Source organism: Mesorhizobium sp. M0174 (assembly GCF_040322275.1).
In the GTDB taxonomy this organism is placed as follows: Bacteria; Pseudomonadota; Alphaproteobacteria; order Rhizobiales; family Rhizobiaceae; genus Mesorhizobium.
Genome location: NZ_JAMYTB010000019.1, coordinates 19,467 through 31,951 on the forward strand (window position 1 = coordinate 19,467; position 12,485 = coordinate 31,951).

13 protein-coding genes are annotated in these 12,485 nt (G+C 61.9%); 5 read left to right on the forward strand and 8 right to left on the reverse strand.

What is annotated here, in order from left to right:
• Positions 1-16 precede the first annotated feature (16 nt).
• Positions 17-268 carry a hypothetical protein gene (locus NKJ13_RS25225; protein WP_352739158.1) on the reverse strand — a complete coding sequence of 84 codons (252 nt, stop codon included), beginning with the start codon at positions 266-268 and terminating at the stop codon, positions 17-19.
• An 80-nt stretch (positions 269-348) separates the two neighbouring features.
• Between NKJ13_RS25225 and NKJ13_RS25230 the strand changes: the two genes are divergently transcribed.
• Entirely contained in the window at positions 349-903 is a 555-nt protein-coding gene (locus NKJ13_RS25230) for an HdeD family acid-resistance protein (protein ID WP_254817426.1), read from the forward strand.
• 141 nt (positions 904-1,044) lie between these two features.
• On the opposite strand, the gene NKJ13_RS25235 is transcribed toward NKJ13_RS25230, so the two are convergent.
• Together NKJ13_RS25235 and NKJ13_RS25240 are read right to left on the reverse strand one after the other, a co-directional pair.
• The gene (locus tag NKJ13_RS25235; protein ID WP_254817425.1) at positions 1,045-2,028 is read right to left on the reverse strand and encodes a bifunctional riboflavin kinase/FAD synthetase; all 984 of its coding nucleotides are present in this window, start codon (positions 2,026-2,028) and stop codon (positions 1,045-1,047) included.
• A gap of 9 nt (positions 2,029-2,037) precedes the next feature.
• Positions 2,038-2,898, reverse strand: coding sequence for a TIGR01459 family HAD-type hydrolase (locus NKJ13_RS25240; protein WP_352739156.1), 861 nt, complete (start codon positions 2,896-2,898; stop codon positions 2,038-2,040).
• Positions 2,899-3,128: 230 nt separating this feature from the next.
• On the opposite strand from NKJ13_RS25240, the gene NKJ13_RS25245 reads away from it, so the two are divergent.
• Positions 3,129-3,761, forward strand: a complete 633-nt coding sequence (locus NKJ13_RS25245; protein ID WP_352479901.1) for a LysE family translocator — start codon at positions 3,129-3,131, stop codon at positions 3,759-3,761.
• A 6-nt stretch (positions 3,762-3,767) separates the two neighbouring features.
• Here NKJ13_RS25245 and NKJ13_RS25250 read toward each other — a convergent pair whose 3' ends face one another.
• The gene (locus NKJ13_RS25250) at positions 3,768-4,592 is read right to left on the reverse strand and encodes a DUF2189 domain-containing protein (protein ID WP_352778725.1); all 825 of its coding nucleotides are present in this window, start codon (positions 4,590-4,592) and stop codon (positions 3,768-3,770) included.
• Positions 4,593-4,733: 141 nt separating this feature from the next.
• A complete protein-coding gene (locus NKJ13_RS25255; RefSeq protein WP_352508893.1) occupies positions 4,734-5,438 on the reverse strand; it encodes a glutathione S-transferase family protein in 705 nt (234 codons plus the stop codon).
• Between the two features lie 106 nt (positions 5,439-5,544).
• Between NKJ13_RS25255 and NKJ13_RS25260 the strand changes: the two genes are divergently transcribed.
• Positions 5,545-5,910, forward strand: coding sequence for a winged helix-turn-helix transcriptional regulator (locus NKJ13_RS25260; RefSeq protein ID WP_352508892.1), 366 nt, complete (start codon positions 5,545-5,547; stop codon positions 5,908-5,910).
• A 278-nt stretch (positions 5,911-6,188) separates the two neighbouring features.
• On the opposite strand, the gene NKJ13_RS25265 is transcribed toward NKJ13_RS25260, so the two are convergent.
• On the reverse strand, positions 6,189-6,638 hold the full coding sequence (locus tag NKJ13_RS25265; protein WP_352508891.1) for an SgcJ/EcaC family oxidoreductase: 450 nt from the start codon (positions 6,636-6,638) through the stop codon (positions 6,189-6,191).
• 125 nt (positions 6,639-6,763) lie between these two features.
• On the opposite strand from NKJ13_RS25265, the gene NKJ13_RS25270 reads away from it, so the two are divergent.
• Both NKJ13_RS25270 and NKJ13_RS25275 read left to right on the forward strand, forming a co-directional pair.
• On the forward strand, positions 6,764-7,156 hold the full coding sequence (locus NKJ13_RS25270) for a MarR family winged helix-turn-helix transcriptional regulator (protein WP_352778727.1): 393 nt from the start codon (positions 6,764-6,766) through the stop codon (positions 7,154-7,156).
• A gap of 126 nt (positions 7,157-7,282) precedes the next feature.
• Complete coding sequence (locus NKJ13_RS25275) at positions 7,283-7,798, forward strand: CAP domain-containing protein (protein ID WP_352741003.1); 516 nt, start codon at positions 7,283-7,285, stop codon at positions 7,796-7,798.
• Between the two features lie 43 nt (positions 7,799-7,841).
• Here NKJ13_RS25275 and NKJ13_RS25280 read toward each other — a convergent pair whose 3' ends face one another.
• Together NKJ13_RS25280 and NKJ13_RS25285 are read right to left on the reverse strand one after the other, a co-directional pair.
• Positions 7,842-10,529, reverse strand: coding sequence for an EAL domain-containing protein (locus NKJ13_RS25280; protein ID WP_352741005.1), 2,688 nt, complete (start codon positions 10,527-10,529; stop codon positions 7,842-7,844).
• 174 nt (positions 10,530-10,703) lie between these two features.
• Complete coding sequence (locus tag NKJ13_RS25285) at positions 10,704-12,239, reverse strand: DHA2 family efflux MFS transporter permease subunit (protein ID WP_352741007.1); 1,536 nt, start codon at positions 12,237-12,239, stop codon at positions 10,704-10,706.
• Positions 12,240-12,485: the final 246 nt, after the last annotated feature.

Below are 12,485 nucleotides of genomic sequence, written 5' to 3' on the forward strand. Positions count from 1 at the left end.
TGCTTCCCCAGCCTCATCAAGCGTAGAAAACGGTATACAGCAGCAGCCGCACGTCATCGATAAAGGGGCCAATGCCAGCGCTGGCAATTTTTCGTTTCACTTGCGCCATGGCGAATACACGGGACGACGGGGGTCGCCCGTAAACCCGCTTGTCATCTTTTAGCGCTGGCCCACCCCTGCACACGATCGAATATTCCATCTGGTATTTGGCCGCTTCGGATAAAAAGCGAAGGTTGGCAAGCGGATCGCTCGGGAGTGTGGCGCTCACACCCTGCTCGCTGGACGGGCAAGGCGATCGGCGCTACCTTTCGGAACAAAGAAGCTAGGCAACCTTGACGGAGAAGGGCAATGACCGTGCACAGCGATGCCATGAAAGACGCCATTGGCCAGACGCGGGCGAAGTGGGGATGGTTCGTCGCGCTCGGGGTGCTGCTGCTCATCTTCGGCGGCATTGCTTTCGGCAATCTGTTCATCGCAACCGTCGCCTCGGTTTATGTCGTCGGCTGGCTGATGCTGATGGCCGGCATTGTCGAGATCATCCATGCCTTCGGCGTGAAGACATGGGGCCGCTTCTTCTATTGGCTGCTCAGCGGGCTTCTCTACGCCGTCGCCGGGTTCTTCGCCTTCTACAATCCACTGCTGGCCTCGGCGGTGCTGACATTCCTCCTGGCGGTCGCGCTGCTTGCCTCAGGCGTGCTCAGGGCCTGGGTCGGCTACAGCCACCGGCCGCAGCCGGGCTGGGGCTGGGTGGTCACGGCCGGCGTCATCAGCGCGCTGGCGGGACTGGTCATCGCCATGGGTTGGCCGTTCAACAGCGTGTGGGTGCTCGGCCTGTTCCTAGCCGTCGACCTGATTTTCCAAGGCTGGACCTTCATTGCCGTCGGCCTGGCGCTGAAGAGATAAATTGTGATCGACATGGCGGATTGCAGGACGCCGACAGGTAATGCTCGTCGTTCATTTCTATCGCATACCTTCGAGATTGGCTGAAATCCCCAGCTTCGTCATCCCAGGGCGAAGCGACGCGGACGACGACGGCGCGGGTTGTCAAAACGCGATCGCGCGGTCCAGCCCGGAAAGCGGCCTGACGCCGGCGAGCAGTGCCTTCGCCTCGGCCTCGTCACGCTTCATCTGGGCGACCAGCGCGTCAAGCCCGTCGAACTTCACCTCCGAGCGCAGGTAGCCGAAGAAGGACACGGCACAAATCTCGCCATAGAGGTCGCCGGAAAAGTCGAAGACGAAGGTCTCCAGCAATGGCGCGCCATTGTCGTCGACCGTCGGCCGGCGGCCGAAGCTGGCGACGCCATCATGAAGGGAACCGTCGGCGCGGCGGAAGCGGACGGCATAAATCCCTTCCTTGAGGGTGGCTTCCGGCGAAAGCCTCATGTTTGCGGTCGGAAAGCCGAGTGTCCGGCCGAGCTGCTGGCCGCCGATCACCTCCGCCTCGACGGTGAAACGGTAGCCGAGCAAGCCGGCGGCCTCGGCCACATTGCCCTCGCACAGCAGCGTGCGTATGCGGCTCGACGACACCACCTCGGCGCTTTCGTCGCGAAACGCATCCACCAGCGTGACGCCGAAGCCGTGGCGCTCGCCGGCAGCCATCAGATAGGCCGGACCGCCCTGGCGGTCCTTGCCGAAATGGAAATCGAAGCCGGTGACGGCGTGGCTTATGCCGAGGTTGCGCTCGAGCACGCCGGTGACGAAAGCCTCCGCCGACAAGGAGGCGAACTCGCGTGTGAACGGCTGCTCGACCAGCGCCGCAAAGCCCAGATGCGACAAAAGCCGCGCCTTCATCGGCGGCGGCGTCAGCACGAACAACGGCATGTCCGGCCTGAAAACCTTTCGCGGATGCGGTACGAAGGTCAGCACCAGGGCGGGTACGCCGCGACGCTCCGCTTCGGCGCGCGCGCGTTCGAGCACCGCCTGGTGGCCGCGGTGGACGCCGTCGAAATTGCCGATAGCCACCACGCCGCCGCGCAGATGGGCCGGCAGCGGTGCGGTTGCGGAAATGCGTTCGAACATTGCCGTCATGGCTTGAACCTATTGCAGTCTGGGAATCACCGCGACCGGCCTGTAGCCGTATTTTTCCAGAAAGGCCGCGAGCCTGGCCGGATCCGGCTGCAGCGTCTCACCGTAATCGCGGCCATGGATGCCGCCCGATACGTAGAGCACGTCGAAGCCATTGTCGGCCGCGCCCTTGATGTCGGTCATCATGCCGTCGCCGATGGCCAGAACTTGCGAACGCTCGACCGGGCGGCCGAGAATGACGGCGACCTCCTTCATGGCGACGTCATAGACCGGCGCGTACGGCTTGCCGGCGATCAGCGTGCGTCCGCCAAGCTGTGCGTATTCGCGGGCCAAAGCGCCTGCGCACCAGATCATCCGTTCGCCGCGCTCGACGACGATGTCGGGATTGGCGCAGATGAAGGGCAGGTTCCTGGCACGCAGCCGCCGCAGAAGATCGGCATAATCTTCCGGCTTCTCCACCTCGTCGTCGAACAGGCCGGTGCAGACCACGCCGGATGCTTCGAACTCCTCGACGAGCTCGACGTCGAGGCCCTCATAGAGCGTGAAATCCCGATCGGCGCCTATATGGAAGATCTTTCGCGGCCCTTCGGCGATCAGATCGCGGGTAACGTCGCCGGACGTTACGACACGGTCGTAGGCAGCGGGAGGAACGCCGATGGCGTTCATCTGCGCCACCACGTCGGCGCTGCGGCGCGGCGAATTGGTGATCAGCACGACAGGTATTCTCGCCGCGCGAGCAGCGATCAGCGCGGCAGCCGCCGCCGGGAAATGCCATTCGCCATTATGCACCACGCCCCAGACGTCGCACAGTATGGCTGAATAGGCTCCCGACAAGTCTGCGAGCGAACCGATGATGTCGGGCGAATCCGCCATGCCGTTGTCCCTGTACCATGATGCTTGCAAGCGCCGCGACCGACGGTCCGTAGCGGCCGGCCCGGATTAACCGAAGCGCTTCGCCCTGTCACCAGCTTTCATTGTGTCCGCAAGATTGTCGTCCGGGAACTAAGGCAGGAGGCCCGGCGCACTGGCGCAAAGGCTCCTGCCCTCATGCCCTTGCGGATGATGGAAGCATGTGGTGAGTGTTCCCATCCGGAGATGCGCTCTTGCCTGAACCCGCCAACCACCTTGCCTTCGCGCTGGTCTGCCTCGGCATGGTGCTGACGCCCGGCCCGAACATGATCTATCTGATCTCGCGCTCGCTGTCGCAGGGGCCGAAGGCCGGGCTGATCTCGCTGGGCGGCGTGGCGCTCGGTTTCTTGTTCTATGTGCTGTCGGCGGCGTTCGGCATCACCGCGCTGCTGCTCGCCGTACCCTTTGCCTATGATGTGCTGCGCCTTGCCGGCGCGCTCTATTTGCTGTGGCTCGCCTGGCAAGCGGTGAAGCCCGGCGGGCGCTCGCCCTTCCATATCCGCGAACTGCCGAAAGACAGGCCGCGCAAGCTGTTCGCGATGGGCCTGATGACCAACCTGCTCAACCCGAAGGTGGCAGTGCTCTATCTGTCGCTGCTGCCGCAATTCATCAGCCCCGGCAAGGGCCACGTGCTGTCGCAGCTTCTAGTGCTCGGTGCCACGCAGGTCGCGATCAGCCTGACCGTCAATGCCATCATCGCGGTGACGGCCGGCTCGATCGCGGTTTTCCTCGCCGGGCGGCCCTTATGGATGGTGATCCAGCGCTGGATGATGGGTACGGTGCTGACCGCGCTGGCCGTCAAGATGGCAACCGACGCGCAACGCTGATCGGTCCTACATTGGCCGCCTGACCTGCTCCGCCCGCTCCGGTTCGACCACCCTGCGATAAAGATGCCAGGTCGCGTGGCCAAGGATGGGCATGAAGACGGCAAGCCCGGCAAATAGCGGGATCGAGCCGATGACCAGGAGCACGGCGACCATCAGGCCCCACAGCGCCATCTGCAGCGGGTTTGTCAGGACGGCGCGCGCCGACGTCTCGACTGCCGAGACCGCGCCGACATCGCGGTCCAGCAGCAGCGGAAAGGCGACGACGGTCGTCGCCAGCACGATCGCTGCGAAGGCGAACCCGGCCAGGTTGCCGAGCAGGATCAGCGTCCAGCCCTTGCTGGTCGTCAGCACCTCACGAATAAAGCCGGCAATAGAGGCCGGAGGCTGATTGCCGTACAGGCTGGTGTAGATCGACTGCGCGGTGAACAGCCAGAGCAGGAACAGTACCAGCAGCATGATACCGATGACTGCAATCGCGGGGAGCGCCGGCGAGTGGCGCACGTCGAGCGCATGCCACCAGGATGTATCCATGCCGAATTCGCGCCGGCGGCTGATTTCGTAAAGGCCGATAGCCGCGAACGGACCGACCAAAGCGAAGCCGGACATCAGCGGATAGATGAGCTGGATGGCGTTCGAGCCCGAGGTCCACTGCGTCAGGATCAGGCCGACCACCGGATAGATCAGGCACAGGAACACATAATGCGACGGCTTGGCCCAGAAATCCTCGACGCCGAGACGGAGCGCATCGATCAGATCCTCGGTGCTGATGCGGCGCACCGTGGGCTGCACATGCATTCCACGTGCATCAGCCATGACATGAAAGCCGGCCATAACCTTTCTCCCGTGTGTCGGGGCGGTCACCGCCAGGATGGCCGCCCGCAGCTGCCACTTCAAGAGCGTCGACATGATAGCCGATCTGGGGGTGCTTGTCGCCAGCGCCCGGCGCCAAGGCGCCGGGCGCTGAGCGAACAGTTACGCCGCGAAGCGATCGATCACCTCGGCCAGCGGCAAGTGACCGAAGCAAGCGCCTGACCCGGCGAGCTTTTCGCCAGCCTCGACAGCGAGCGCGTATTGCACGGCCGGATCGGCTTCGATGCGGCGGCGTAGCGCCGCCAACTTTGGGTAAGCGGCGCCGTCGACCGCCTGGTGGAATTCCGCCCAGCGCGCCACGCCGATCAACGTGGTGTCGGCAAGCGTCAGCCGCTCGCCGATCAGGAAATCCGTGTCGAGGATCATCGCCTCAAGCTGGTTATGGCGGTTGGTAACGACCTTGCGGCCGAAATCACGTAAAGTCGCCAGCAGCACCGGTTCGGCCGACTCCATTTCATATGCCGCCCAGAGCGGGGTGAAGGCGGCGGTGAAGCCGGTGTTTATGAAGGCGACCAGCTGGTGCATCCGGTCGGCCTCCGGCGAGCGAGGATCGAAGCTGATACGGCGTTGCGTATCGCGGGCTTCGAGCCAGGCGGCAATCGCCATGGTCTCGGTGAGTACCCTGCCCTCGTCCGTGATCAACACCGGCGTTTCCTGACGGCCGTTGATGCTGGCATAGGCCTCGTTCTTCATCTCAGTGAGCATGTCGACACGACACAGGCGATAGGGTTGTCCGAGGCGTTCAAAAGCAGCGACAAGCCCCATCGAACTTCCCAGCGGGAAGCCGTAAAGGAGAATAGGTTCCATTTCTTTGTCTCTTCCATGTTAGGGGTCACGCTGCGCAGCGAAACTTGACCCTAAACGCTGGTCGCCCCATGTAAATTAGGCACTATTCTGTAACCAGGTCCCCGCCATGAAAGATGTCGTCTCACGCTGCCCGATCGAGGAGACCATGCGTGTGCTCAGCGGTCGATGGCCCACCTTGCTGCTCTATTATCTCAAGGATGGTACCAAGCGCTTCAGCGATTTGAGGCGTGACAACCCGGCAGTGTCGCACCGCATCCTGGCGCTGGAACTGCGCAAGCTGGAGGAAGCCGGGATCGTGCGGCGAACGGCGCATGTCGGCTATCCGCTACACGTGGATTACGACCTCACGGAGCCCGGCCTCAAGCTTGTGCCGCTTATCGACGCCCTGGGCGACTGGTGGGAACATACCGAAGACGATCGGGCCGGCCGGGTTTCATCGACGCCGGAAACCAAACTCGTGGCGGCGGAATAGCCGACCGGCGATCACCGCGCCGCAAAGAACTGCCGGCGAGAGCCCAGCGCGCGCCAAGCCGTTCATACATTAGATCCCGCAAGACCAAGCGACCGGCTTATATGGCGCGCCATTGTGGCCGGCCAAACCGGGCAAGGCGCGGGCCATCCAGCACCAACTCCTGTAGCATGGCTCGCCAATCCCGATTCACCTGACCCGCCGTTCGATCTCATTGCCCGATCAGATCGGCTGACCATGCTGGATGGCTGTCGCTTTCGACTCTGACGTGAATGAAGAGCCTACTTATCCTCTTGAAGTTTCTCCTGAGACTTTGCCATTTGATCGTCTCCAAGTTCCATATTGTGCATCGTTGCAATCAACCATTCATCGTGATCCCGCGTCGCCACTACGCTGATTAATCCGAGCCGACGCGGCCATTCGTTTCCCATCGGATCGAGTGCGCCAGTCATGGACCACCGCAGGTCGAGCGTGGCAACATCAGGGCGAACAAGCCTGTTCCGCACGCTTTCCGCGGATAGGTGGCTGTGCTTGAACATCTTCTCAAAAATTGGGGCATGGAACTGCTCGATCTTGTCACGTCCAGTCGCCTGCATACCGAAGACGTTTGTAAATTCGGCATCTGCCGCGAATACGGCGGCAAAGGCGCGAGCATCGTGACGATTCCAAGCTTCGATCAGCCTGTGCGCGACACTTTCCACCCCTTCAGTTCGGACGTTGCCGGCAGCCATGCTGACCTCCTGTCATATAGTTCGGTTGCCATACTATATGGGCACCATATAAGTTTGGAAAGATGGATAATCCGCCATACACGCAGTCTCTGCTTCTCTATGCTTATCAATCGTCGGCGAGCGCTTTGGTCCAGGTTCTCCGGGAGAGCGGCCATTCGGCAATCAAGCCCAAACACGGCGCTTTATTCGCCAACATCGACGCGGAGGGAACCCGACCCAGCGTCCTCGCAGAGCGTGCGGGCATTGGCAAAGCATCGATGGGTGAGTTGATCGATGAACTGGAGCGCCTCGGTTATGTTCGGCGCTCGCATGATCCGAACGACCGACGGGCCAAATTAATCGTTGCAACTGACGCGGCGCTTGCGGTGATCCGGACCGTCCACGATTTCAATCAGCGTCTCGAAGACCAATACCGGAGGCTGCTTGGTGCTCAGGCGTACGAATCGCTCCGGTCGTCACTGCAAGCGATATCCCCCAGAGAAAATTTGCAACCGAGGATACCTCGCCAGCGCTCGTGAAGCCGCAGAGATGGGGCAAAAGAAACTGTCTGTCCGTGCCTGACTGGTATCGAGCCGGAAACCATCATCACGCATTTTCACCGCCCCGCCCGGCAAAAGCCATGATCGCGCTTATGTCAGGCGGGCATGACCGTTACGAAAATCGAAAATTATGGGGCCCAACCAAGCCTAAGCAGGCGCGTGCTGCTCAGAGCTGCCGGCCTTGGCGCCCTTGCCGGGCTCGTCGCCTGCGCCACCGTGCTGCCCACCGGCGAAGGCGCCGGTGTCTCTGCCTCCGCCGCTGGCACGCTGGCCGGCATCCGCGCTTCGGCGGGTCTCGGGCCGCTTGTCCCCGATTTGCAGCTCGAGCAGGCAGCGCTGCAGCAGGCCGGCTATATGGCGCGCGGCGGCCGAATGAACCACACCACCGGCTGGGGCAAGGACTTTGCCTCGCGCGTCAAAGATAATGGCATTGCCGGCGCTGCCGCCGAAAACATCGCCGAAGGCCGCTTCGACCAGCAGAAGCTGTTCGATATCTGGGTGCATTCGCCAGGCCACCGCCGCAACCTGCTCGACCCGCGCTTCACCCGCTTCGGTCTCGCCTATGTGCGCGACGGCCGCGACAGCACGCTTCGCTACTGGTGCCTTGTGCTCGGCAGATAACTTCCGCCATTTGGTCGGCGGAAGCCTGCTGGCGACCGATCCGTCAGCCTTTGCGGCCGCCGCCGAGCAATTCCTCGATGTCCTGCGCGCAAACCGGCCTGCTGAAATGATAGCCCTGCATTTCGTCGCAATTGTTCCTGCGCAGGAAAGCGACCTGATCATCTGTCTCAACGCCCTCGGCGATGACCCTCAGGTTGAGATTTTGCCCCAATGAAATCACCGCGCTGGCCACAGCCTGATCGTTCTCGTCGGCGGCGAGATCCTTGATGAAGGACTTGTCGATCTTCAGCCGCGCCACGGGAAAGGTCTTGAGAGCGCTGAGGCTGGAATAGCCGGTGCCGAAATCATCGATCGAGATCTGGACACCCAGGCTTTGCAGGGCGTTCATGGTGGCGACCGCCAGCTCGATATCCTGCATGATAAGGCTCTCGGTCACCTCCAGCTCGAGATACCTAGCCTCCAGGCGGCTGTCCTTCAGCGCGCTGACGATGCGATCGATCAGGTTGCGCTCCCTGAATTGCCGCGCCGACACATTCACGCAAACGGTCAAGGGCGGCAGTCCAGCGTCTTGCCAGGCTCTGTTCTGCCGGCACGCCTCATGCAGAACCCAGTCGCCGATCGGTACGATCAGACCTGTCTCCTCGGCGGTCGGGATGAACATCGTCGGCATTACCGTGCCAAGCGTTGGATGGTTCCAGCGTATCAGCGCCTCGACCGCAAAAATCCGACCTGACCGAAGGTCCACCTGCGGCTGGTAGAGCAGCGTGAATTCCGAACGCGCCAAGGCGTTTCGCAACTCTTCCTGAAGCACGAATTTTTCATGCGCCCTGGTGTTGAACTCGGGAGCGTAAAACTGGAAATTGTCGCGGCCGAACTCCTTGGCGCGATACATGGCCGCATCGGCATTTGCCAGCAGCGTATCGGGATCCGTTCCATCCTTGGGATAATTGGCAATGCCGATGCTGGCCGTCGCCCGCACCAGATGTGCTCCGAGCCGAACCGGCTCGGCGAGTGCAGCCCTGAGCTTTTGCAACGTCTCGGAAACGAGATCAACGTTCGCCGGCTGGTCGAACAGCACGATGACAAATTCGTCACCGCCAAGCCGCACGACGGTATCGGTCGCCCTTACGCAGTCGACCATGCGGCTAGCGACGGTCTTCAGAAGCTCGTCGCCGGCATTGTGACCGAGCGTGTCGTTAACGAATTTGAAATTGTCCAGATCGATGAACACCACCGTCACCCAGCGATCGTATCGCTGGGCGTACAAGACCGCCTGTGAGAGCCGGTCCTCCAACAAGGCGCGATTGGGAAGCCCGGTCAGCACGTCATGGTTGGCCATGAAGTGGATCCGGTCTTCGGCCTGTTTGCGTTCGATGGCGATCCCGGCGATGCGCGTGGTGAAATCGATGAGGCGAGTCTCGGCCTCGGTCGGTTCGCGCACCGTCATCGAATACATCGCAAAGACGCCAAGCACGGCGCCCTGATGCGACAGGATCGGGGTCGACCAGCATGAACGCAAACCGTGCGGCCGCGCGAGTTCGCGATAATCCTGCCAAAGCGGATCGTGCATAATGTCAGCGACGATCACCGGCTCGCGCCGATAGACTGCGGTTCCGCAAGACCCTGCTCCGGGGCCGACCGCGGCGCCGTCGACGGCGTCGCTGTAGTCTCTCGCCAGGCTGGGGGCGGCGGCGTGACGCAAGTGGCTGCCATCCTTGTCGAGCAGCAAGACCGAACCGAATATCCCCGCCAGTTGGGATTCGACCAGACGCATGAGCCGCTCGAGCACATCTTCGAGGGGAGCGCTCTTTGCGATCATCTCGAGGATATGCGCCTGCCCGTCGCGCAGGATTTCGGCCTGCTTGCGCGCAGTGATGTCGCGGGCAATGCCGACGAGGCCGAAAATGTTGTTTTGAACGTTGCGCAACGGCAGTTTCGTCGACAGGAACCATTTGCCGGTGCCTGACGCATCGACGACGAACTCCTCCTCGTCGATCATCGGCTGTCCGTCGCGCATCAGTTGCTGCTCGATATGGCGAAACTTCTGCGCAAGTTCCGGCGCATGAAGGTCGAAGTCGCTCAGACCGATCATGTCGCTCGTACTGTCCCGACCGCTATCGGACGCAATGGCTCGGTTCGCGACGACGAAGCGGCTCTCGGTGTCCTTCACCCACATGTAGTCAGGCACCAGGTCGATCAGCATCTGCAAGGAGATACGCTCGTCAACGACCAAGCGATTGGCGCTGAGCTCGCTGATGTCCTCGTGCGTGGCCACCCAGCCGCCGTCAGGCATCGGCTGATGGCAGACCTGAATTGTCCGGCCATCGGCGAGCTCGGCTGTCCAGTTCCCCGAAGCCGTGCCCGAATTGACTGCCCGGGCCAACCCCAGATAGGCGTCCGCATTCATTGCCGAGGTCCCGACAGCGACGCGCCGCTCGACGATTTCGTGCAGCGCCACACCCGGCTGCAATTGCTCCGGTGCAAGACGATAGATTTCCGCGTAGCGTCGGTTGCACAGGATCAGCCGTTCATCGGCGTCAAAGAAACAGATGCCTTGCGAGATGTTCTCTATCGCGGTCTGGAACCGCAATGCCTGGTCCTGAAGTGCCGCAATCGTGGCACGAAGTTCGCGCTCGAGGACTTCGTACGAGGTAGTCGCCAGTTTTGCCAGCGTCGTCAGATTGGCGGACTCGGGCGCTGCGGCGATTTGCCTGGATGATTTCGTGGCCAAACACAATTCCTCCCGCTGATGCTTGAGGCAAGCAGTGGAGGCTCGCCTTCAACCCAAAAGCGAGTGCATATTGGTCCGGATATACTAATGGCAGGTGAACCTGGCTTAACGCCACGCGACCGGGACAGCCAACGGAAGCCTCGTGCCGGTCGCGGTTGCCGTAAGCCCTGAGGCTTAGTCCATATGGGCGGCAGGCGCCCCACCGGCGGGCGGCGCGGCCTTTGGCTTGCGCAGCAGGAAAACAAACGGAATGGCAAGCAGCGTCATCATCATCAGCAGCTTGAAGTCATTGACGTAGGAGATCATCATCGCCTGGACATTGACCATGCGATCCATCAGCGACAGCGCCGTCGGATCGCCGCCCGCCGCTGCCGGCGATGCCGCCCAGAGGTTGGGATTGAACGGATTGATGTAGGCCGAAAGCTCGGCATGGTTGATCTGCGTGTTGCGTACCAGCAGAACCGTCACCACCGACACGCCGATCGACGAGCCAAGGTTGCGCACCAGGCTGAACAACGCCGTGGCATCGGTGCGGAAGCGTGCGTCGAGCGTGGCGAAGGCTACAGTCGACAGCGGCACGAACACCATGCCCATTCCCAGGCCCTGGATGACGCCGGAACTGAGGATCAGCCAGTCGTCCATGTGCGGCGAGAAGCTGGACATCGTGTAGAGCGACTGCGCGGTCAGCAGGAAGCCGATGACGACGAGGATCCTGGCATCGATCCTGTGCATGATCCGCCCGACGAACAGCATCGCGATCATCGTGCCGACACCGCGCGGTCCCAGGACAATGCCGATGGTGAGGGTCGGATAGCCGAAGATGGTCGACAGCATTGGCGGCAGCAGCGACATGCTCGCCAAGATGAGCACGCCCATGACAAAGATGAACGCCAGCCCGGTGACGAAATTGCGATCGAGGAAGATCTTCGGGTCGATAAAGGGGTGCTCGGCCGTCAGTGTATGAATGGTGAACACCCAGAAGCCGGTGATGGAAAGACCGAGCTCGATCCATATCTCGATCGAGGAAAACCAGTCGACCTCGCCGCCGCGATCGAGCATCAGCTGCAGCGCGCCGACACCGAGCGAGAGCATGGTGAAGCCGAAGAAATCGAAGCTGCGCACCCGCCGGGCGACGCTGGGAAGATACGCCGCCATGCCGAGGAAGGCGATGATGCCGACCGGCAGGTTGATGAAGAACACCCAGCGCCAGTTGAAGTTCTCGGTCAGCCAGCCACCCAGCGTCGGGCCAAGGATCGGTCCCAGCATGATGCCGGCGCCCCAGATGGCCATGGCTTGGCCGTGGCGTTCCCTAGGGTTGATGTCGAGCAGGAAGGTTTGCGACAGCGGCACGATGGCGGCGCCGAACACGCCTTGCATGAGCCGGAACAAAACGATGGTCTCCAGGCTCCAGGCGATGCCGCACAGCATGGAGAAGACGGTGAAGCCTACCACGGCCGTCAGGAACAGCTCCTTGCGACCGAAGCGGTCGGCCAGCCAGCCGGTCACCGGCGTCATGATCGCCGCGGCAACGATGTAGGAGGTCAGCACCCAGTTGATGTTGTCGGGGGAGGCGCCGAGATCGCCGGTCATGGTCGGCAGCGCAACGTTGGCGATCGTCGTGTCGAGCGCCTGCATGATCGTCGCAAGCATGAGCGCGACTGTGATCAGGCCGCGGTGCGGTACTTCGCGAAAGGGTTCTGGGCTGCTCATGACGTAAAACTTCCAGCAGGTAACAAAAACGTGTACATTAGGTTTCCGGACGGCGAGGCCCTCGCCGTAGAGAGACCCTCATCGCGGTGGGACGCGAGCATCGATGTGGGGGTTACATCAACTGAGCGTCTCGACAAGCGGGCGCCCGCCGCCCGGAAACCTGAGGACCGAAGATCCTGCGCGGAGTTGTCTGCTCAGGCAGGCTACAGCGCAGTCCGTTTACGCATTCAACTTTTCCTGCGCCTT

Bases quoted from the DNA above. Each gene is read 5' to 3' on its own strand.
- NKJ13_RS25285 (WP_352741007.1), bottom strand. From the start codon at position 12,239: ATGAGCAGCCCAGAACCCTTTCGCGAAGTACCGCACCGCGGCCTGATC.
- NKJ13_RS25240 (WP_352739156.1), bottom strand. From the start codon at position 2,898: ATGGCGGATTCGCCCGACATCATCGGTTCGCTCGCAGACTTGTCGGGA.
- NKJ13_RS25260 (WP_352508892.1), top strand. From the start codon at position 5,545: ATGAAAGATGTCGTCTCACGCTGCCCGATCGAGGAGACCATGCGTGTG.
- NKJ13_RS25265 (WP_352508891.1), bottom strand. From the start codon at position 6,638: ATGGCTGCCGGCAACGTCCGAACTGAAGGGGTGGAAAGTGTCGCGCAC.
- NKJ13_RS25250 (WP_352778725.1), bottom strand. From the start codon at position 4,592: ATGGCCGGCTTTCATGTCATGGCTGATGCACGTGGAATGCATGTGCAG.
- NKJ13_RS25230 (WP_254817426.1), top strand. From the start codon at position 349: ATGACCGTGCACAGCGATGCCATGAAAGACGCCATTGGCCAGACGCGG.
- NKJ13_RS25275 (WP_352741003.1), top strand. From the start codon at position 7,283: ATGACCGTTACGAAAATCGAAAATTATGGGGCCCAACCAAGCCTAAGC.
- NKJ13_RS25235 (WP_254817425.1), bottom strand. From the start codon at position 2,028: ATGACGGCAATGTTCGAACGCATTTCCGCAACCGCACCGCTGCCGGCC.
- NKJ13_RS25255 (WP_352508893.1), bottom strand. From the start codon at position 5,438: ATGGAACCTATTCTCCTTTACGGCTTCCCGCTGGGAAGTTCGATGGGG.